Below are 20,306 nucleotides of genomic sequence, written 5' to 3' on the forward strand. Positions count from 1 at the left end.
CACCTCTTATTTTAATTTGACCCGGCCGGATTTATCTGTTTCCTGAATCATGCCGGTTGTCATGGAACACACTTTTGTCGATTTCTTCATCATAGTAATACTCTTTGTTGTGCTTGTTGTAGTCATCGATGTGATCTTGTTCCTTATCTTCATACCGGTACTCTTTCGGCAGCTTTTCCTGTGCGTCTCCGGCCTTCTTTTCCCGCCTGTCTTTCAACGCCATATGAACCAGCTCCTTTTATAATAAATACCCGCACTCATTTTGCATGAAACATACAAAGGAGGGGTAGAGTCTTTTTAAAAGAAGAGGTGGAGCCATGTATTTCATCAATGGAAAGTTCAACAGTACATTCAGGGACTATAATCTATATAAGAAGCTCGGCATCATCAGTGTGACGGGAAAAAGTAATGAAGAGGCAATCATGGAAGTGGAGAAAGGAGAAATCGTCGCACTCTATACGACGCGCTATGGATATCTGGGCGTCGGCAGGGTGACACGGACTGCCGTACCGTTCGAAACACTTGAATTGCATCAGGGCGGTCTGCTGATTGAACACGAAGATTACCCTTTTAAGGAAATCAGGCGGATCAACCCGCACTTCGGCAGCGAGGAATACGCACTCAGGGTCGAGTGGCTGGCGCTCGTGCCTGAACTTGAAGACGGGCTGCTGGATGACAATCTTTTTGTGGGAGAAAAACCGGTTGAACCTATGACAGATTCCCGGACGAAAGAGTGGCTGCTCGAAACATTCGAATTGGATATCGAAGTATAAAAAATGACCCGCGCCGCGGGTCATGATTACTATTTATGATGCTTTATGCGCAAGCAGTGCTTCACCTTCATCAGTGAGTTCAATATTACTGTAGTAGAAATCGTATGTGAATGGGGTCAGGACGATCAGTCCTTTTTTCTCCATCAGCTGCATATGGAAATCGACTGTCCTGATGTCATACTCTGGCATGCTTGTATTTGGATAGTCAAACACCTCGTGTTTGACGTTATATAATATTTTATATTCGAGATTTTTATCATATGAAAATTGCATATCATCACTCCTGTTATATAATTATAGGAACGTCTGTTCGTTTTGTCAAACTGCTTTATATGAACTTTTTATATAAATGAGACGCTTCTATGTTTGAATTTGCACCATATGTGGAAGAGATACTATGTAAACCAAATAACTACAATTCTAAAGGAGAGATGTTTTGTGGCAAAGAAAGTAGCCGTAATCATGACAGATATGGTTGAAGATGTAGAATACACAAGCCCTGTAGAGGCTCTGGAAGCTGAAGGCCATGAAGTTGAAGTGATTTCAACTGAAGCTGGTGAAATCGAAGGCAAGCAGGGCGGCAAGTTCAAAGCCGACAAATCGATTTCCGAAGTGAATTCAGATGAATATGATGCAATTTTTATCCCGGGCGGATTTTCACCGGATCTGCTGCGTGCAGATGAACAGGGGCGTTTCGGCAAGTTTGCAGCGCACTTCCTGCAAAATGACAAACCGACTTTCGCAATCTGTCACGGCCCTCAGGTGCTGATCGATACAGACCTGCTGAAGGATCGTAATGTGACATCATTCATTTCCGTAAGGAAAGACCTCGAAAATGCTGGTGCCAAAGTGCAGGATGCTTCCGTAGTAGTCTGCAGCAACCTTGTAACCAGCCGTACCCCTGATGACCTTCCGGATTTCAATAGTGAAATCAAGAAACAGCTCGCATAAAATATATTGAAGTGAAGTATAGAAAAGAAGGCCGGATCAGTGATCCGGCCTTCTTTTTCATGTATTGTACACGCACTTCAGTGATTCAAATTCGACAAGATGAGCGTGTATCTCTCATCAATGATTCCGAATCACTGATATGCAAGCGGCCCTCCCAGGGCTATGATTCCGAATCACTGATATGCAAGCGGCCCTCTTAGGGCTATGATTCCGAATCACTGATATGCAAGCGGCTCTCTCAGGGCTATGATACCGAATCACTGATATGAAAGGGATCATTGGCCGTTAAACAAACAGAATCTGCCCGCTCATCTGTATTTTTCCGACAAAAAAGCCCTGAAACATATCAATGATATGTTTCAAAGCCTTCAGATCAACATGATTCCAACAGCTATTCGACTGTGACGGTTCTGGCTTTGGCATGGGAATCGCCGAAGTGGTCGAACACTGCGTAGGCGATTGTGTATTCACCCGGTTCGTCCGTATTGACTTCGCCTGAAATGTACAACTGGTTTGTAATTTCGCTGCCGTCCACATCGATGACCTGGACATCTTTTTTCGGATCGAATTCATCACCCTGCTGGATTGTAGTATCCTCGAGCCCGATGAAGGTGATCCGTGCAGAATTTTCTGATTCAGAACTGGAGGAATCCCCGGAATCTGAGCCGGAGAGCTGTTCTTCAGTCGGCGGCACCATCGGAACCGGATCGCTCGCTGCATCCGAAACCTCGATCTTACGGGTGTATTCGTACCAGTTGCCGCTTGAGTTTTCCACTCTGTAGGAAACGTTATAGGTGCCGGGCTTGCTGGTATCAACATTGTTGCTTGTCACTTCAATTTTATCCGTGATATTACCATCTTTGCTGTCGACGGCGTAGACGCCTGCCAGCGGATCGAATTCATCCCCGATTTTGACATTATAGGCTTCCATCCCTTCCAATGCAGGGACACTGCCGCTGTGTGCCGCGATTTCCTCTTCCATCGTCGGTCCTTCATAATCGGCATATTTTGAATCTGCACCATCTTCCGACTCTGCAATATCTTCAGTCTTGATGCTCTGATCTATGAAGTCACCGGTAATCGGCGCTGCAGGCAGAAGGCCTGCCATCACTTTCAATATCGTTTTTGAGTTCATCTTCGTCACCCCGGAATTCCGTTTGGAAGAATATCTTCCAATGTATAGTTATCCAGCACTTCAAGGTAAGCTTTCAGTGCATCATTCAGCACGAACCTGAGACTGCACACCGGTGTCAGTACGCATTGGTTATTTTCAGCATTGAAGCATTCCGCCATATGGAAATTATCTTCCGTACTGCGGACGACTTCACCTATATTCAGTGCCTCTGGCTTATAGTTTAGCATAATCCCGCCGCCGCGACCACGCAGAGTTTTGATGTAGCCGAGCTTCGCAAGATGGTGGACGACTTTGGTCAGATGATTTTTGGATATGCTATAAAATCCGGCAATCTCATCTATTTGAACTCTTTCCTCTGCGTCGCGCAGCCCCAGATACATGAGGACCCGGAGGGAATAGTCCGTATATAATGTAAGCTTCATCCTGATCAACTCCTCCAGGAAATTATACACGGCTTTGATACTTTAATAAATATCTTCGGCTTATGAAAGCGATTTTGTGAACAATATGTGAAAATATTAACATATACCTTGAAAAAGTAAAGCTGCACCTTTAAACTAAAGATGTATTAAAAATATATGTTTAATGAAAAAGGGGCTTGAACTAATGATTGCTGAAGCTAAAAAACAAATTATCAAAGAAACGGTACCTGTACTTGAGGAACACGGCACGGAAATCACAACAGTATTCTACAAAAGAATGTTTGAAGCACACCCTGAACTGCTCGATATCTTCAACAAGACGAACCAGAAAGTGGGCGACCAGCCGAAGGCACTCGCAATGACAGTGCTGGCTGCAGCGAGACATATCGAAGACATCGAGACGATTGTACCTGCAGTGATGGGTATTGCGCACAAGCACCGCGCGCTGGATGTCAAACCGGAACACTATCCGATCGTCGGGAAATATCTGCTTGAAGGCATCCGGGAAGTGCTTGGAGAGGCGGCAACTCCTGAAATCATCGATGCATGGGGAGAATATTACGGCAAGATCGCAGATGTATTCATCGGCATCGAAAAGGAAATGTACGAAAACGCTGCATGGGATGGTTTCAAACCATTCATCGTGAAGAAGAAAGAGAATGTCACTCCGGATATCGTCAGATTCACAGTTGATTCCGATGATGTTGATAAATCATTCACTCCCGGCCAGTACATCACGGTCAAAGTGAAGCCTGAAGGATATGGAAACACGGCACTGCGTCATTATTCGATCTGTTCGAACGATGCGGCAGACGGCATCAGATTTGCAGTGAAACGTGAAGCCATCAAAGGCAAAGAAGGCGTCGTTTCAAACTATATGCATGACGCAATCGAAGAAGGGGACGCACTCTTCATGTCCGCGCCGGCGGGCGACTTCAAAGTCGAAGAAGATCACGATAAACTGCTCTTCATCGCAGGCGGCGTCGGTGCAACACCGGTAATGGCAATGGCCGAAGAAGCCGTGGCTAAAGGCAAGGACGTAAAATACGTGTACAGCTGCATCAATGAAGACCACCAGCCGTTCAAAGACCAGATGGCTGACATCCGGGAAAAAGGCGCAGACCTTAAAGTGAAATTCAGCGAAACGGAAGGTTTCCTCAACAGGACGGATTTCACAGGCAGTGAAGACCGTCAAATCTACATCTGCGGTTCCATGGGCTTCATGGGAACGATGATGAAGGAACTTAAGGAAATGGGCGTCGAAGAAAGCCGCATCCACTTTGAGCCGTTCGGCCCTAAGATGAGTCTTGGTGCATAATATTAAATAAAATCCCTCTTGAAACGTTCACCGCATGGCGCGGTGGGCGTTTTTTCAGTGTGTGCGGTAATATGGCAGGGTGAGGTTTTTATTCCTAAAGTATTTATATTGTGTTTATATAAAGATGATAGAGTTTTTAACAGAGGAGTTGGGGCCGATGAATAAAGTGATGGTGGTCGAGGATGATGTGAACATCCGGAAACTGGTCGTCCTTTACCTGCAGAAGAATGGTTATGATGTGTTTGATTTTGAAGACGCCGGGGCGGCGCTTGAATATTTAGAGGATGAGGAAGTGGACATCGCGGTTGTGGATGTGATGATGCCGGGTATGAACGGGTTTGAGCTGACGGAAGTGCTGAACGGCGACCTCGAAATCCCGGTGATTCTGCTGACGGCGAAAGGGCAGCTGGATGATAAGGAGCAGGGTTTTCTTGCGGGAGCTTCGGATTACATCGTGAAGCCGTTTGAGCCGAAAGAGCTGCTGTTCAGGATCCGTGCGGTGCTGAAGCGTTCAAATCCCGCGGCAGATACGAAGCTGTCATTCAGCGGCGTGACGCTCGACCGTGAACATTATGAGATAGAGGTGGCGGGCCGGACACATATGCTGCCTGTAAAGGAGCTGGAAATGCTTGCCTGCCTGGTAGAACGGCCGGAAAAGGTGGTGACGCGCGAACATATTGCGGAAAGTGTATGGGGGGACCTTGATACGAGTACGTTTACTATCAATACGCATATGAACCGGCTGCGTCAGAAGCTTGAAAAATATGATGCAGAAGTCCGGATATTGACTGTGCGCGGTGTCGGCTACCGTCTGGAGCGTCTTGAGGCGGAGACGGATATATGATGAATACTTTGTATAAGCGTTTCATAGCGGTGCTGCTAGCGGTCGTCAGTGTCAGTCTGGTTGTTTCGCTGCTGGCGTCCAATATACTCTATGCATTCTACTCTAAGCCGAAGATGAATGAACAGATGCTGGGAACGGCCGGGGATCTGAAAACGGTTCTTGAGCAGGACGTTTCGGATGCGTCGGGAATCCCTGCCGCCATGGATATGCTGGATGCACTGGATTATCAGGTGGCGCTGATATCCGGCGGCGATGGGAATACGACGGGTGAAGAGAGTGTTTCCGGAGGGGAAGTGACTCTGACCGAAGGGCCGTTCAATGGCGGATATGCGGCGCATTTTGCCGGCGCTCCCTTTGAGCGGACGGAGATGGATCTTTCCACACTGGAACATGTATTATCCGGCAATGTGTACCGGGGTGAAGCGGCCGAGATGGCCAACTGGTTCATGATGGGACATTTCATGAATGATGTACGCAATACCGTCGGTGTTCCAGTCATGATCGACGGGGAACAGCATGCGCTGTTCATCAAGCAGGACAGCAGCCTGATGTTCAGTGAATTCCATATCATCCTGCTTGTTTTCTTTGTGACGGCGGTGCTTGTGAGTCTTATATTCATCATTCTGATGAGCCGCCGTCTGACGGAACCGCTCGGCCGTCTGCGCACGGCAGCGGATGAAATCAGAAAAGAAAATTTCGAATATGATATTGCGCCCGGCACATACAGCAGGGACGAAATCGGACAGCTTGCAGGCAGCCTCGATGCCATGAAGGGGCAGCTGCAGCAAAATCACAGTATGCGTCAGAAGTTCATCAGCGATGTGACGCATGACCTCCAGTCGCCGCTGCTCAATATTCAGGGGTATGCGAAACTCTTGGAGGACGGAGAAGTGCAGGGGGATGACGCGCAGGAAGCTGCCTCTGTTGTGCATTCAGAGGCGAAGCGGCTGTCGTCCCTGGCGAGGCAGCTGATGCTGCTTAACAAATTTGATCACCAGTCATATGAGGTGAAGAAAGCACCTGTACGGCTTGATGAACAGATCCGCGAGGTGATCCGGGTGTTCCGCTGGCGGCTGGACGAATCAGGAATTGACCTGTCCTACAGTCTGGATGAGGCAGTAATCGAATCCGACCGGAATCTATTGTGGAATATATGGGATAATCTTGTATCAAATGCAGTGAAATATTCATCTGACGGTGATGAAATCACAGTGACCCTTGAAGACAGGGGCACGCATGTTGAAGTGAGTGTCAGGGACACGGGCGAGGGCATCCGTCAGGAAGAGCTCGATATGATCTTCGACCGGTTCTACCGGGTGGATGCTGCCCGTTCCAGTGAAGGATCCGGCCTGGGGCTTGCGATTGTCAGGGAAACGGTTGATATGCTCGGCGGGACGATTGAAGTCGAAAGTACGTTTGGCGAAGGTACAGCCTTTACAGTCAGACTTGAGAAATAATGACAATTGGAAATGTCTGTCCGGCGGGACGGTGTCTTGCCGGCGGTGAGAATTTTATTATAAAAGAAAAAATGGAGGAATTATGAAAAATGGAAAGAAAATGGGGAATTAACTTAATCAGAATCGCATCATTATTCGGGCTGCTCGGTGTGTTCATCGGCTCGCAGATGGCGGGGGAGATGGATTACGCGATCCGTCCGATCCATACGCATATTCTTCTGGTGGGCTGGCTGTCGATGTTTGCCTGGGGGATTTTCTACAGTGTCTACACGGTGACGAAGCCGATGCTCGTGCATATCCAGTGTGCGCTGGGTGTGCTTGGTGCGGTGCTGCTGACGAGCGGGATGTACTTCTACATGCTGAATCCTTTCGGGTTTAATGAGACATTTACGATTGTCTATTTCATCGTCGGCGGGAGTATTACATTGATATCATTTGCGCTGTTTGTCCTGGTGACGTTCTTTGTGAAAAAAGAAAATTAGGAATCTGACCCACTTTTTATATGAAAAGTGGGTTTTTTTGGTATTCTATGGGAATAGAGTAGGTAGCATCTGCAGTTTTTAAAAGGAGTGTGTCGATATTTTGTCTTATATTATTTTAATCATCGGATTTGTCCTGCTCATTAAAGGGGCGGATTATTTTGTGGAAGGTGCTTCTAATATCGCGGTCAAGCTGAGTGTCTCCCCACTGCTTGTCGGTCTCACGATTGTCGCTTTTGGTACAAGTTCCCCGGAGGCGACAGTCAGTATCCTTGCTGCGCTCGAGGACAATGCCGGTCTCGTACTTGGTAATATCATCGGCAGCAACATTTTTAACATTACAGTTGTACTTGGTGTGACAGCAATGATTGCCCCACTCACTGTCCAGAGTGAGACTGTCAGAAAAGAAATCCCGTTTTCACTGCTTGCCGGTGTTGTCCTGCTTGTAATGATGGGGGATGTGGCGCTCGAGGGAGCTGCAGAGAACCTCGTTTCGCGCGGGGATGGCCTGGTGATCCTGCTATTCTTCGCTGTATTCTTATATTATGTGTTTGACATGGCGCTGAAGAATCGTTCGGACGCAGCTGATGGCGTGGAGACGGATGTAGGATCCTCCTGGATGAGGAATATTGTGTTTACGCTCGGCGGGCTGGCGGCGATCATCTTCGGCGGCAGATTGGTAGTGGACAGTGCAACAGAGATCGCGCTTGCGCTTGGTATGAGTGAAACGCTTGTTGGGCTGACGATTGTGGCCATCGGAACATCATTGCCGGAATTGATCACTTCTGTCACTGCTGCGATTAAAAAGCAGGGGGATATCGCAATCGGAAACGCCGTGGGCAGCAGTATCTTCAATATATTCTTTGTTGCCGGGAGTGCTGCAACTGTTGCCCCGCTTGCACTGGATGCCAAAATATTTACAGATGCATGGGTTATGATTCTGCTGACAATCCTGCTGCTGATTTTTTCGAGGACCCGTTACAGTATCGGTCGGACTGAAGGATTTATCATGGTCGCAGCGTATGTCGTATACCTTGTGTACATCATTATCAGAAACTGACTGTGATTATCGGATTTGTAGATTGATGAGTTAATATATTTTCTTGAATTAAATAAAATATTTGAATGAACAAATAATCAAATCGGCCCTTTTCCCCTATATATAGGAAAAGGGCTTTTTATTTTGAGGAGGGAATCTATTGAGGAAGAAAACTTTGAAGCATCAATGGCTTGAAGTGATGGATGCACGCCGGGGATTGGACAAGCGGGGAGCAGATGAATTACAGCGTTTTGCACGAGGTTTTTCGGGGGAGCTTGAATTGGACAGATTTGTCGATATGCATGGCGGAAACGGGTGGCAGGTGTACCGGGATGTTTGGATAAGTGCGGGGGAGTCACCCAAATAGACACGATGATTGTTACTTCCGCCGGTATATATATGTGTGATGCAAAAAATTATGCGGGTGATTATGTGTATGAGGATGGAAAATGGTTTGCCGGCGGCCGGGAGCTGAAGCTGCGGGAGGTGTGTGATTTCATGGCCGGAGAGGTGGAGAAGAGGTATATAAAAACGATATTCGGCAAGTATTTTGAATTAATGAATTCCGGAAAATATGCAAAATACAAAAATCCAAGGAATATTTTCGAATATGAATTTGCCGGTTATGTTTTCAAGTAAAGAGATTTTAAAGAAAGATGAATGAATGGAAGAGTTAACGTACGTTCAAAGGAGTGTTCGATGTACGATAGGCTCTGAACCCCTCCACATAAAGCGAGAAAAAACCGCACCCTTCGCAAAAAAGGTGCGGCCGCAAATAAAATTATTCTATTCCGTTGTGCCATTTGGCGGCAAGGAGGGTATTGTTCAACACCATCGTGATTGTCAAAGGACCGACGCCGCCCGGGACGGGCGTGATCCAGCCTGCTTTTTCTTTGGCGGCGTCGAAGTCTACATCGCCGACGAGTTTGTCGCCGACCATTGTGTTGCCGACGTCAATCACGACGGCACCGTCTTTGATATGCTCAGCTTTGACGAGTCCCGGAGAACCGACGGCACTGACGATGACGTCAAATTCATGTAATTTCCCGGTCATGTCTTTTGTACGGGAGTGCATCAGTGTGACGGTTGCATTCTGATCAGTAAGAAGTTTCGCCACCGGCTGGCCGACGATGTGTGAACGGCCGATTACGGCAACGTCCTTTCCTTCAAGGGAGCCTGTATGTTTCAGCAGTTCCATGATGCCGAGTGGTGTGCATGGGACAAATGTACGCTGGCCTGTGTACAGGCGGCCGATGTTCACCGGGCTGAAACCGTCGACATCTTTATGAGGTGCGATGGATTCGAGAACTTTTTCTTCACTGACCTGATCAGGAAGCGGCACCTGTACCAGAATCCCACTCACACTATCGTCATTATTCAAACGATCGAGGACGTCCAGAACCTCGTCTTCAGTGACGTCTTCATCAAGATGTACAATATTTGACGTCATGCCGATTTTTTCGGCTGCTTTATTTTTTGAACGTACATAGCTGAGGGAAGCGCCGTCATTGCCGGCTATGACGACTGTCAGGTTCGGAGTGATTCCATTTTCTTTCAGTTTTTCAACTTCTGCTGCAAGTCCGGCGCGGTAATCTTTGGCGATTTCGCGTCCGTTTAACAATTCTGCTGTCATTTTCATTCTCCTATCTAATAGTTTGACTGTCTCTATTATCCATAACTTGCCTGAAAATTTCCACAGTGAATCAAATTATGTCCATAGGCCATACTGACAAATGCCAATGGCAATCAACACATAAAAAGATGTATTACACTTAATTTTGTAAAAATCATACAAAAGACGAACTTACAACACTTTTAAATACATGTAAAGTTCGTAAACACAAACAATGAAATATAATATATTTAAAATGTTCGTTTTTTAAGTTGAATAACCGCCGGGCAATTGTTAAACTAAGCATGAGTTGAAAACAAACACATTTCAAAGTGAGGTTATACTATTATGACTGTTGGAGTAATCATGGGCAGTTCTTCCGACTGGCCTTCGATGGAGCATGCATGCGATATGCTCGATCACTTCGGTGTAGCTTATGAGAAAAAAGTGGTGAGCGCCCATCGTACGCCTGAAATGATGGTGGACTACGCGAAGAACGCCAAGTCGAACGGCATCGACGTAATCATTGCAGGCGCAGGCGGGGCAGCACATCTGCCCGGCATGGTGGCATCTCTTACGAACGTCCCGGTAATCGGCATACCGATCGAGTCCAAAGCCCTGCAGGGTATGGATTCTTTATTATCCATCGCCCAGATGCCGGGCGGCATACCGGTCGCAACGATGGCGATCGGCAAGGCAGGCAGCAAGAATGCCGGCATACTGGCCGTGCGGATGCTGGCAATAAAGGACCCGGAACTCTACGGAAAACTCGGCAGCTATACAAAATCACTCGAAGATAAAGTGGAGGAGATGCAGAATGACCTCAGTTAAACTGGCACCCGGTGCAACAATTGGAATCATCGGCGGCGGACAGCTCGGCAAAATGATGGCGCAGTCCGCACTCAGAATGGGCTATAGGGTGGCAGTCCTTGATCCATCGGAGGATGCACCGGCCAAAGCGACGAGCCATCATTTCATCAATGCAGCATTCGGGGACCTCGAAGCATTGAAATCGTTGTGCGGGATGTCCGACGTCATCACATATGAGTTTGAAAATATCGATGCGGAGATTCTGCACACTCTGGTCGACGACTATTACGTGCCGCAAGGTGCAAAGACCGTGCTTACTCTGCAGAACCGCGAAACGGAAAAACAGGCGATTAAAGATTCCGGAGCAAGGATCGTCCCTTATGAAAAAGTGGAGACGCCTGATGCTATCCGCGCCTTCATGGAAACCCATGGCGCGCCTGTCATCGTCAAAACGGCCACCGGCGGCTATGACGGTAAGGGCCAGTATCTGATCGAATCGGGTGCAGACCTCGATTCTGCCGGAATCCCGTTCGATGAAACGGAATTCGTCGTTGAAAAATACATCACGCTTGAAAGGGAGGTTTCCCTTACGATCGCAAGAAGTGTGAGCGGCCAGGTCATCTATTTTCCGCTTCAGGAGAATCTGCACAAGGACCAGATCCTCTACCGTACGATCGTGCCTTCCCGTGTGGACTATGCGGAACAGGCACAGAAGGAAGCGGAAAGAATCATGAAGGCACTGCATTTTACCGGTGCATTCACCATCGAATTCTTCGTGGCGGAGGACGGTACCCTCTACGTCAATGAGATAGCACCGAGGCCGCACAATTCGGGGCATTACTCGATCGAGGCATGCAACATCAGCCAGTTCGATGCACACGTGCTCTCCATACTGGATCATCCGATGCCTGAGGTATATCTCCATCAGGATGCCGTGATGATGAATCTGCTGGGCGCGGACCTGGACCGTCTGGACGGGGAACTCTTCACACATCCGGAATGGAATGTGCATGTCTACGGCAAAACAGACCGCAAGCCGGCACGCAAGATGGGACATGTAACCGTACTTACCGATGATCTGGAACAGACGATAGACGCGCTTGACCGAGATTTTTTAAAGGAGACGGTGTGATGCTTTTATATGAAGGGAAAGCGAAAAAAGTCTTCAAGACTGAAGATCCTGAAGTGCTCCGCATTGAATATAAAGATGAAGTGACGGCCGGCAACGGCGCGAAACATGATTTCATGGAAGGCAAGGGACGCCTGAACAATCTGATTTCATCGGATATCTTCAAATACTTGAAGAAGAATGGCGTGGCGTCCCATTTCATCGAACGTACCAGCGAGACGGAACAGAAAGTGAAGGCGGTCCATATCATTCCGCTGGAAGTGGCCGTCCGCAACGTGGCGGCGGGGAGCATCGTCGAGAGGCTCGGCTTCAAAAACGGTGAGGAATTCACACCGCCCCTCGTAGAACTTTATTACAAAAAAGATGAACTTAATGATCCGATCCTGACGGACGACCATGTGCTGAGGCTGGACATAGCGACCGAAGACGAGATCAGGGCGCTGAAGGAAGCAGCGCTCAAAGTGAACGCGGCCCTCATAAAAATGATGAACATGATGGGGTTGAAGCTGATCGATTTCAAAATCGAATTCGGCAGGGATAAAAAAGGGAACATCCTGCTCGCGGACGAGATCTCACCGGATACATGCCGCATACGGGACCTTGAGACGGGTGAGAACTTTGATAAAGATGTCTACCGTAACGCGACAGGTTCCCTGATTGATACTTATACAAAATTTTATGAAAAGATGGAGGCAGTTAAATAATGAAAAAGGTAGAACTTATCGTAACTTTACAACCACAGGTGCTCGATACCCAAGGGGAGGCCCTGAACCGTGCGGTGCATGAACTCGGCCATGATGAAATCAGCAATATCCGTGTCGGGAAGGTCCTTTACTTTGATATTGATGAAACTGAGGAAAGCAGGATCGATGAAATCGTCAAATCCCTGTCAGACCGTCTTTTCACAAATACAGTGATTGAAACGTATGAGTATACAATCTTGGATGAGGTGTCGGAATAATGAAGTTTGCAGTGATCCAGTTCCCAGGCTCCAACTGTGACCGCGACTTGCTGAATGCAGCTTTGAAAGTGGGTGCGGAAGCGGAATTTGTCGACTACAGAACGACTTCGCTCGAAGACTTTGACGGCGTGCTCATTCCGGGCGGATTCTCATTCGGCGACTATTTGCGCAGCGGCGCAATGGCGGGAGTTGCACCGGTGACGAAAGCGATCAAAGAAGCAGCGGATGCAGGAAAGCCCGTCCTCGGAATCTGCAACGGCTTCCAGATTCTGACGGAAGTCGGTCTGCTTCCGGGCGCGCTCATCTTCAACGACCAGCATACATTCATTTCGAGAGACGAATCTTTGAAAGTCGTCAACAACGAAACGGCATTTACCCGCGGCTACGGACAGGGCGAAGATGTTGTGTACCCGGTCGCCCATGGTGAAGGCCATTACTACTGTGATGACGAAACATACGACAGGCTTGCAGCGAACAACCAGATTGTACTGACCTACAATGAGAATCCAAACGGCTCAAGAAACGATATCGCCGGCATCGTCAATGAAAAAGGAAATGTGCTCGGCATGATGCCGCATCCTGAACGTGCACTTGAAACGCTGCTCGGCAGTGACGATGGATTGAAATTATTCCGGGAAATGACTAAATGGGAGGCAAATCATGTCTAGATTCATTGAACCAACAGCAGATGACATCAGAAACCAGAAGCTCTATGCAGAAATGGGACTTACGGATGCGGAATACGATAAGGTGATCGATATTCTCGGCCGTCAGCCGAACTATACGGAAATCGGCATCTTTTCTGTAATGTGGAGTGAACACTGTTCCTATAAGCACTCCAAACCATTCCTCAAACAGTTCCCGACTTCCGGTGAACGTGTATTGATGGGGCCCGGTGAAGGTGCGGGCGTTGTGGACATCGGGGATAACCAGGCAGTCGTCTTCAAAGTCGAATCCCATAACCATCCTTCTGCAGTTGAACCGTATCAGGGGGCAGCGACGGGTGTCGGCGGTATCATCCGCGACATCGTTTCCATCGGTGCACGCCCGATCGGCCTGCTCAACTCGCTGCGTTTCGGTGAACTGACTGAAGCGAACAACCGCCGCCTCCTGCGTGGTGTCGTATCCGGCATCGGGGGATATGGAAACTGCATCGGCATTCCGACAGTCTCCGGAGAAGTGGAGTTCGATCCATCATATGACGGCAACCCGCTCGTCAACGCAATGTGCGTCGGCGTGATGGATCAGGGTAAGGTTCAAAAAGGGACAGCCAAAGGCGTCGGCAATAAAGTGATCTATGTCGGCCTGAAGACCGGCCGCGATGGCATCCACGGTGCAACATTCGCATCAGAGGAACTGAGCGATGAGTCCGAGTCGAAACGGCCATCCGTGCAGATCGGTGATCCGTTCACGGGCAAAAAGCTCATGGAAGCGACACTGGCAGCAATCGACCAGCCGGAACTTGTCGGCATCCAGGACATGGGTGCAGCAGGTCTTACATCTTCAAGTTCTGAAATGGCGGCCAAAGGTGAAGCAGGCATGAATCTCTACCTTGACCAGGTACCGGTCAGGGAAGAAGGGATCTCCCCTTATGAAATGATGCTTTCCGAAACACAGGAGCGCATGCTGCTTGTCGTAGAAGACGGTACAGAGCAGAAGTTTTTGGATATGTTCGAAGACTTCGAGCTCGATGCAGCTGTCATCGGTGAGGTTACGGATTCAGACAGGCTGAAACTTTATTATGAAGAAGAGCTCTATGCGGACATTCCGGTCCAGCCGCTCTCCGATGAAGCACCAGTTTATATTCTCGAAGGCAGAAAACCTGAATTGGATGAAAAAGCGTATGACTATTCCAAAAAAGATCTGAATAAAGTATTCGATCAGCTGATCGAACATCCGACACACGGTGCAAAAAACTATATTTATGAGCAGTATGACAATCAGGTCGGTTCGAATACGGTCCGGAAATCGGGCTTCGGTTCCGGTGTGGTCAGAGTCGAAGGGACTGATAAGGCGATTGCGATGGCAATCGACGGCAAGAGCCGCTACGTTTACGCAGACCCGTACAACGGAGGCAAGGAAGTGGTTGCGCAAGTCTTCAGGAGCATCATCTCGACAGGTGCAGTGCCGCTTGCGATGACAGACTGCCTGAACTACGGCAGCCCGGAAAATCCTGAAATCTACAATCAGCTGGAGGAATCGACAAAAGGGATGGCAGAGGCATGCCGTGCACTTGAGACACCTGTCGTTTCCGGCAACGTCAGCCTTTATAACGAAAACAGGACGGCATCAATTCTGCCGACCCCGGTCATCGGCATGGTCGGGCTGATTGAAGATGTGAATTTCATGGAAGGGATATCCATCGAAGCGGGCGACGCAGTATATCTTGTCGGTGAAACGGAAAAATCATTCGCCGGCAGCCAAATTGAAAAACTGCTCGATAATGAAGTTTCGAAAGCAGTGCGCAATATCGACCTTGAGCTCGAGTACAGCCGCGGCATGACTCTGCGCGGCATGCTGGAAGGCGGCGACATCAAAAAAATCTCTCCGGTTGGACGCGGCGGCATCGCTGTGAAACTTGCACAGCTCGCTTCGTTCCATGGTCTCGGCCTTGATGCAGAGATCGAACTCGACGGAGAAGATCTTTTCGCAGAAAATGCTTCAAGATATATTGTCACGGCGAAACCGGGACAGGACATAAAAGATGCAGTGGAAATCGGCAGACTGACTGAAGATGGATTTAGAATCAAAACACGCGATGTGACGATTGAAAGAGATCTTGCAGAAGTTGCAGGCGCGTGGGAAGGGGCAATCCCGAAATGTATGACATCCGTGGATTGAACGAAGAATGTGGAATTTTTGGAGTATGGGATCACGAACGTGCAAGTGAACTGACATATATCGCGCTGCACAGCCTGCAGCACAGAGGACAGGAGGGCGCGGGCATCGTATGTTCGAACAATGAATATCTGTTCGGCGCCCGCGGCATGGGACTTCTGACTGAAGCTTTGACAAAAGATCAGCTGGCTTCCCTCCGAGAGTTTCCCCACGCCATCGGTCATGTCCGTTATGCGACGACCGGCGGCAGCGAACTCTCAAATGTTCAGCCGTTTCTATTCAAAAATCATAGAGGCGACCTCGCCCTTGCACATAACGGCAACCTCGTAAATGCGATGAGCATCCGGGAGGCGCTTGAAGACGACGGGGCAATCTTCCAGACATCTTCCGATACGGAAGTCCTGGCTCATCTTCTCAGGAAAAATAAAAGCACTGACAGAAAAACGCGTATCAAATCGGCACTCAAGCAGCTGAAAGGCGCCTTTGCATTCGTTATCCTGGATGAAGATTCATTGACGATTGCGCTTGATGACCACGGGGTCCGTCCGCTGATGCTCGGTGAAATCGACGGTTCCTACTGCGTGGCGAGTGAAACCTGTGCGTTCACAGCCATCGGGGCGGAGTATATCCGGGACATTGAGCCGGGCGAACTCATCACGCTGAGTGAGGACGGCATCGATTTCGACCGGTATACAGATGTCGAAAAACCGAATATGTGCTCGATGGAATATATTTATTTCGCACGGGCGGATTCCGAATTCCGCCACACTTCGACTTATACGATCCGCAAAGAGCTCGGCAGGGAACTTGCGAAAGAGATGCCGGTGGAGGCAGATATCGTCATCGGTGTGCCGGACTCGAGCCTCGCTGCAGCCAAAGGGTTTTCGGAGGAATCCGGGATCAAGCAGGAACAGGGTCTCCTTAAAAATCGCTATGTCGGCAGGACGTTCATCTCGCCGGGTCAGGAAGCGCGCGAACGTGCCGTACGCATGAAGCTCTCCCCGGTACGGGATGTTGTGGAAGGGAAGCGCATTATCGTCATCGACGATTCCATCGTCCGGGGCACGACGAGCCGCTTCATCGTCAAGGCACTCAGGAAAGCGGGCGCAAAAGAGGTGCACATGGGTGTCTCCTCGCCGCCGCTTAAGAATCCGTGTTTCTACGGCATCGATGTGTCCACACATGCCGAAATCATCGCCAGCCAAAAATCGAATGAGGAGATCCGCAGGGAAATCGATGCGGACTCACTGACCTACCTTTCAGTGGATGCGATGCATGACGTCTATCATTCATACGGTTCAAGAGGCCAGTGTGATGCCTGCTTTACAGGGAACTACCCGATTGAAATCATCGATCAGGTCCTGCCCCAGGAGAAAGACCTGAAGACGAAAGGAGTTTAACATGTCAGAACAATATAAGAAGGCCGGCGTCGATATCGAAGCCGGCTATGAAGCAGTCGATAGAATGGAAACCCACGTAAAACGCACGATGCGTAAAGAAGTCATCGGAGGTCTTGGAGGCTTCGGGGCGGCATTTGATCTGTCGGGTCTCAATATGAAGGCACCGGTCCTCGTTTCAGGGACGGACGGTGTGGGCACAAAGCTGAAACTTGCGATTGACCACAACCGCCATAATACGATCGGCATCGATGCCGTCGCGATGTGTGTGAATGATATTCTGACGACCGGTGCAGAACCCCTTTACTTTCTGGATTATATCGCCGTCAATAAAGTGATTCCGGAAATGGTTGCGGGCATTGTCGACGGTGTGTCGGAAGGCTGTGTCCAGGCCGGCTGTGCACTGATTGGCGGGGAGACCGCCGAGATGGGCGAAATGTACGGCAAGGGTGAATATGACATTGCCGGATTTGCCGTCGGTGCAGTCGAAAAGACCGCATATATCGACGGGTCGGATGTCAAAGCGGGTGACAGGATCATCGGTCTGCCCTCAAGCGGCATCCATTCCAACGGCTACAGCCTGGTAAGGAAACTGCTCCTCGATAATGCGGTTGATGTGAATAAAGATCTCGACGGCCGTCCGATCATCGACCAGCTGCTTGAACCGACACGGATTTATGTGAAAAGTGTCCGGTCACTGATGGAAAAAGTGGATGTCAAAGCGATGAGCCATATTACGGGCGGGGGGTTCATAGAGAATATCCCGCGTACACTCCCTGATCACCTCGGAGCTGATATTGAAGCTGGCGGCATTGAAGTTCCGCGGATCATCTCATGGCTTATGGAACTGGGGAATATTGACCCGCAGGAAGCATATAATGTCTTTAATATGGGTATCGGTTTTATAATCGCTGTCGATGAGGCTGACGTGGAGGCTGCTGTCCGTGCACTCGAGGATGCGGGGGAAGCACCGGAAGTCATCGGTACGGTGACGGAAGAAAGCGGGCTCCGGATCCATGGCCGTTAAAGTGGCGGTACTCGCATCCGGCGGCGGCTCGAATTTTGAGAATCTCGTGGATCATTCAGATGAGATCGGCATCGCTGTCCAAGTACTGATCACCGATCACAGTGATGCCTATGCAGTCAAAAGGGCAGAGAAATTTGGTATTCCCGCGCATGCTTTTGAACGCCGTAAATTTGATTCCAAAATGGCGCACGAGCAAGCGATACTTGAAATTTTATATGAATATGAAGTGGAATATGTACTGCTTGCAGGCTACATGCGGATACTCTCACGTAACTTCATCCATGCATTCGAGCATCACATCATCAACCTGCATCCTTCTCTGCTCCCTTCATTCAAAGGCAGGAACGGCATTGAAGATGCATTCAATTATGGTGTGAAAGTGACAGGCGTGACGATCCACTTTGTGGATGCGGGTATAGATACGGGTGAAATAATTGCCCAGGAGCCGATTATCATTGGTGAAAATGATACACTTGAAATGTTGGAAACGAAAATCCACAGATTGGAATATGAGCTTTATCCAAAAGCGTTAAAAAAAGTGATTGAAGGTGTGGAATGATGAAAAAAGCATTGATCAGTGTTTCTGATAAAAGCAGTCTTGAACCATTCGTCCGCGGACTTGTGCGCAACGACTACGAAATCTATTCGACAGGGGGTACACTTGCGGCCATTGAATCATTCGGCGTGGAAGTTAAAGGTGTCAACGAACTGACAGGTTTTGATGAAATCATGGACGGGCGTGTCAAGACACTGCACCCGGCTGTACATGGCGGGATCCTTGCCGACCGTGACAACCCGGAACATATGGAAGACCTTAAAAAGAACGGCATCGAAACGATCGATCTCGTTGCCGTAAATCTCTATCCTTTTAAGGAGACGGTGAAAAAGGATGGTGTCACAGAAAATGAAGCGGTCGAAAATATCGATATCGGCGGGCCGACTATGCTGCGCGCCGCCGCGAAAAACTTCAAGCATGTGACGACCATCGTGGATCCGGAAGACTATGGTGAAGTGATTCAGAAGATAGAGGAGGATACACTGGACATTACATACCGGCGGGGTCTGATGATCAAAGTGTTCAGTCACACGAATGATTACGACCAGGCGATTGTGAATCATTTCAGCCAGGCGGAAGAAGCATTGCGCTATGGTGAAAATCCGCATCAGTCTGCGCGTCTTGTGCGTACGACTGAAAAGCACAATACAATCCTGAATGCGGATGTCCTCCACGGCAAAGCACTGTCCTACAATAATCTGCGCGATGCGGATGCGGCATTTGCGCTCGCAAAAAAATTCGATATGCCGGCAGCGATAGCGGTCAAGCATATGAATCCGTGCGGAGTGGGGACGGGCGACACGATTGCGGAAGCGTTCAAAAATGCGCATGAAGCGGATTCCCAGTCCATCTTCGGCGGCATCGTTGCCCTGAATAAGACAGTGGATAAAGAGACCGCGGAACAGCTCCATGGAATTTTCCTCGAAGTGATCATCGCACCTGACTTTGATGAAGCGGCACTTGAGGTTCTGACACAGAAGAAGAATCTCCGCCTGCTCGAAGTTGATTTCCATGAGGATGAACACGCTGAAGAGTTTGTCAGCGTCTCCGGCGGCTATCTTGTGCAGTCCCGGGATACCGGGTCGCTCAAAGAAGATGAGATCAAGGTCGTCACAAAAGCCCAGCCGACACGTGACCAGATGAAAGCGATGGCGCTTGCCTGGGAAGTGGCAAAACACGTCAAGAGCAACGCGATCGTTCTTGCGAACGATAAGCAGACTGTGGGCATCGGTGCCGGGCAGATGAACCGAGTCGGGGCACTTAAGATTGCCATCGACCGCGCGCTTGAACTGGGGGACAATGTCGTCATGGCAAGTGACGGTTTCTTCCCGATGCCGGATACGGTGCAGCTGGCACACGAACACGGAATAAAATCCATCATCCAGCCGGGCGGATCAAAACGGGATCAGGAATCCATCGATTACTGTGATGAAAATGATATGGCAATGGTCGTTACAGGAATGCGTCACTTCAAACACTAGAGTAAAAGCAGGAGCAGTATAGAGAGCAGGGCGGACGGCCTGACGGTGCGTCCGCTCTCATACTGAAAGGAGCAGAT

Annotated in this window: 24 protein-coding genes; 19 read left to right on the forward strand and 5 right to left on the reverse strand. The window is 49.0% G+C overall.

What is annotated here, in order from left to right; all coding sequences use genetic code 11:
- Positions 1–31 precede the first annotated feature (31 nt).
- A complete protein-coding gene (locus BM271_RS01115; protein WP_046789804.1) occupies positions 32–223 on the reverse strand; it encodes a hypothetical protein in 192 nt (63 codons plus the stop codon).
- 94 nt (positions 224–317) lie between these two features.
- On the opposite strand from BM271_RS01115, the gene BM271_RS01120 reads away from it, so the two are divergent.
- Entirely contained in the window at positions 318–773 is a 456-nt protein-coding gene (locus BM271_RS01120; protein ID WP_046789805.1) for a hypothetical protein, read from the forward strand.
- 33 nt (positions 774–806) lie between these two features.
- Here BM271_RS01120 and BM271_RS01125 read toward each other — a convergent pair whose 3' ends face one another.
- On the reverse strand, positions 807–1,046 hold the full coding sequence (locus tag BM271_RS01125) for a hypothetical protein (RefSeq protein WP_046789806.1): 240 nt from the start codon (positions 1,044–1,046) through the stop codon (positions 807–809).
- A 165-nt stretch (positions 1,047–1,211) separates the two neighbouring features.
- Between BM271_RS01125 and BM271_RS01130 the strand changes: the two genes are divergently transcribed.
- A complete protein-coding gene (locus BM271_RS01130; protein WP_046789807.1) occupies positions 1,212–1,724 on the forward strand; it encodes a type 1 glutamine amidotransferase domain-containing protein in 513 nt (170 codons plus the stop codon).
- A 391-nt stretch (positions 1,725–2,115) separates the two neighbouring features.
- Here the strand turns inward: BM271_RS01130 and BM271_RS01135 are convergent, their stop codons facing one another.
- Both BM271_RS01135 and BM271_RS01140 read right to left on the reverse strand, forming a co-directional pair.
- Entirely contained in the window at positions 2,116–2,859 is a 744-nt protein-coding gene (locus tag BM271_RS01135; protein WP_046789808.1) for an immunoglobulin-like domain-containing protein, read from the reverse strand.
- Between the two features lie 5 nt (positions 2,860–2,864).
- The gene (locus BM271_RS01140; RefSeq protein WP_046789809.1) at positions 2,865–3,281 is read right to left on the reverse strand and encodes an RrF2 family transcriptional regulator; all 417 of its coding nucleotides are present in this window, start codon (positions 3,279–3,281) and stop codon (positions 2,865–2,867) included.
- A 184-nt stretch (positions 3,282–3,465) separates the two neighbouring features.
- Here BM271_RS01140 and BM271_RS01145 point away from each other — a divergent pair, with 184 nt between their 5' ends.
- The 7 genes from BM271_RS01145 to BM271_RS01175 all read left to right on the forward strand — a co-directional run bounded on the left by BM271_RS01145 (position 3,466) and on the right by BM271_RS01175 (position 9,057).
- Positions 3,466–4,599 carry a globin domain-containing protein gene (locus BM271_RS01145; RefSeq protein WP_046789810.1) on the forward strand — a complete coding sequence of 378 codons (1,134 nt, stop codon included), beginning with the start codon at positions 3,466–3,468 and terminating at the stop codon, positions 4,597–4,599.
- 124 nt (positions 4,600–4,723) lie between these two features.
- Positions 4,724–5,443: a response regulator transcription factor gene (locus BM271_RS01150; RefSeq protein WP_234960361.1), complete on the forward strand. Its 720-nt coding sequence runs from the start codon at positions 4,724–4,726 to the stop codon at positions 5,441–5,443.
- Positions 5,440–6,900 carry a sensor histidine kinase gene (locus BM271_RS01155; protein ID WP_052749837.1) on the forward strand — a complete coding sequence of 487 codons (1,461 nt, stop codon included), beginning with the start codon at positions 5,440–5,442 and terminating at the stop codon, positions 6,898–6,900. Before BM271_RS01150 ends, BM271_RS01155 begins: the two co-directional genes overlap by 4 nt.
- Before the next feature lie 89 nt (positions 6,901–6,989).
- A complete protein-coding gene (locus BM271_RS01160; protein ID WP_046789812.1) occupies positions 6,990–7,382 on the forward strand; it encodes a hypothetical protein in 393 nt (130 codons plus the stop codon).
- Positions 7,383–7,482: 100 nt separating this feature from the next.
- Positions 7,483–8,439 carry a calcium/sodium antiporter gene (locus tag BM271_RS01165; protein WP_046789813.1) on the forward strand — a complete coding sequence of 319 codons (957 nt, stop codon included), beginning with the start codon at positions 7,483–7,485 and terminating at the stop codon, positions 8,437–8,439.
- Positions 8,440–8,578: 139 nt separating this feature from the next.
- Positions 8,579–8,785 (forward strand): hypothetical protein, encoded by a 207-nt coding sequence (locus BM271_RS01170; RefSeq protein WP_046789814.1) that lies wholly within the window; start codon positions 8,579–8,581, stop codon positions 8,783–8,785.
- A gap of 32 nt (positions 8,786–8,817) precedes the next feature.
- The gene (locus BM271_RS01175) at positions 8,818–9,057 is read left to right on the forward strand and encodes a hypothetical protein (protein ID WP_234960363.1); all 240 of its coding nucleotides are present in this window, start codon (positions 8,818–8,820) and stop codon (positions 9,055–9,057) included.
- A gap of 142 nt (positions 9,058–9,199) precedes the next feature.
- Here the strand turns inward: BM271_RS01175 and folD are convergent, their stop codons facing one another.
- Positions 9,200–10,051, reverse strand: a complete 852-nt coding sequence (gene folD / locus BM271_RS01180; protein WP_046789816.1) for a bifunctional methylenetetrahydrofolate dehydrogenase/methenyltetrahydrofolate cyclohydrolase FolD — start codon at positions 10,049–10,051, stop codon at positions 9,200–9,202.
- A gap of 327 nt (positions 10,052–10,378) precedes the next feature.
- On the opposite strand from folD, the gene purE reads away from it, so the two are divergent.
- The 10 genes from purE to purH are packed head-to-tail and all read left to right on the forward strand — an operon-like array spanning position 10,379 to position 20,229.
- Positions 10,379–10,861 carry a 5-(carboxyamino)imidazole ribonucleotide mutase gene (gene purE, locus BM271_RS01185; protein WP_046789817.1) on the forward strand — a complete coding sequence of 161 codons (483 nt, stop codon included), beginning with the start codon at positions 10,379–10,381 and terminating at the stop codon, positions 10,859–10,861.
- Complete coding sequence (gene purK / locus BM271_RS01190) at positions 10,848–11,972, forward strand: 5-(carboxyamino)imidazole ribonucleotide synthase (protein WP_046789818.1); 1,125 nt, start codon at positions 10,848–10,850, stop codon at positions 11,970–11,972. Before purE ends, purK begins: the two co-directional genes overlap by 14 nt.
- Positions 11,969–12,673, forward strand: coding sequence for a phosphoribosylaminoimidazolesuccinocarboxamide synthase (gene purC, locus BM271_RS01195; protein ID WP_046789819.1), 705 nt, complete (start codon positions 11,969–11,971; stop codon positions 12,671–12,673). The genes purK and purC overlap by 4 nt, the downstream gene beginning before the upstream one ends.
- Complete coding sequence (gene purS / locus BM271_RS01200; RefSeq protein ID WP_046789820.1) at positions 12,673–12,930, forward strand: phosphoribosylformylglycinamidine synthase subunit PurS; 258 nt, start codon at positions 12,673–12,675, stop codon at positions 12,928–12,930. The genes purC and purS overlap by 1 nt, the downstream gene beginning before the upstream one ends.
- On the forward strand, positions 12,930–13,598 hold the full coding sequence (gene purQ, locus BM271_RS01205; protein WP_046789821.1) for a phosphoribosylformylglycinamidine synthase subunit PurQ: 669 nt from the start codon (positions 12,930–12,932) through the stop codon (positions 13,596–13,598). The genes purS and purQ overlap by 1 nt, the downstream gene beginning before the upstream one ends.
- Positions 13,591–15,771: a phosphoribosylformylglycinamidine synthase subunit PurL gene (gene purL / locus BM271_RS01210; protein WP_046789822.1), complete on the forward strand. Its 2,181-nt coding sequence runs from the start codon at positions 13,591–13,593 to the stop codon at positions 15,769–15,771. The genes purQ and purL overlap by 8 nt, the downstream gene beginning before the upstream one ends.
- Positions 15,750–17,168 carry an amidophosphoribosyltransferase gene (gene purF, locus BM271_RS01215; protein ID WP_046789823.1) on the forward strand — a complete coding sequence of 473 codons (1,419 nt, stop codon included), beginning with the start codon at positions 15,750–15,752 and terminating at the stop codon, positions 17,166–17,168. Before purL ends, purF begins: the two co-directional genes overlap by 22 nt.
- A gap of 1 nt (position 17,169) precedes the next feature.
- The gene (gene purM / locus BM271_RS01220; protein WP_046789824.1) at positions 17,170–18,192 is read left to right on the forward strand and encodes a phosphoribosylformylglycinamidine cyclo-ligase; all 1,023 of its coding nucleotides are present in this window, start codon (positions 17,170–17,172) and stop codon (positions 18,190–18,192) included.
- Complete coding sequence (gene purN, locus BM271_RS01225; protein WP_046789825.1) at positions 18,182–18,751, forward strand: phosphoribosylglycinamide formyltransferase; 570 nt, start codon at positions 18,182–18,184, stop codon at positions 18,749–18,751. The genes purM and purN overlap by 11 nt, the downstream gene beginning before the upstream one ends.
- Complete coding sequence (gene purH / locus BM271_RS01230; protein ID WP_046789826.1) at positions 18,751–20,229, forward strand: bifunctional phosphoribosylaminoimidazolecarboxamide formyltransferase/IMP cyclohydrolase; 1,479 nt, start codon at positions 18,751–18,753, stop codon at positions 20,227–20,229. Before purN ends, purH begins: the two co-directional genes overlap by 1 nt.
- The last annotated feature ends 77 nt before the right edge of the window (positions 20,230–20,306 follow it).

Origin of the sequence: Salinicoccus halodurans, from assembly GCF_900114445.1 — a bacterium.
In the GTDB taxonomy this organism is placed as follows: domain Bacteria; phylum Bacillota; class Bacilli; order Staphylococcales; family Salinicoccaceae; genus Salinicoccus; species Salinicoccus halodurans.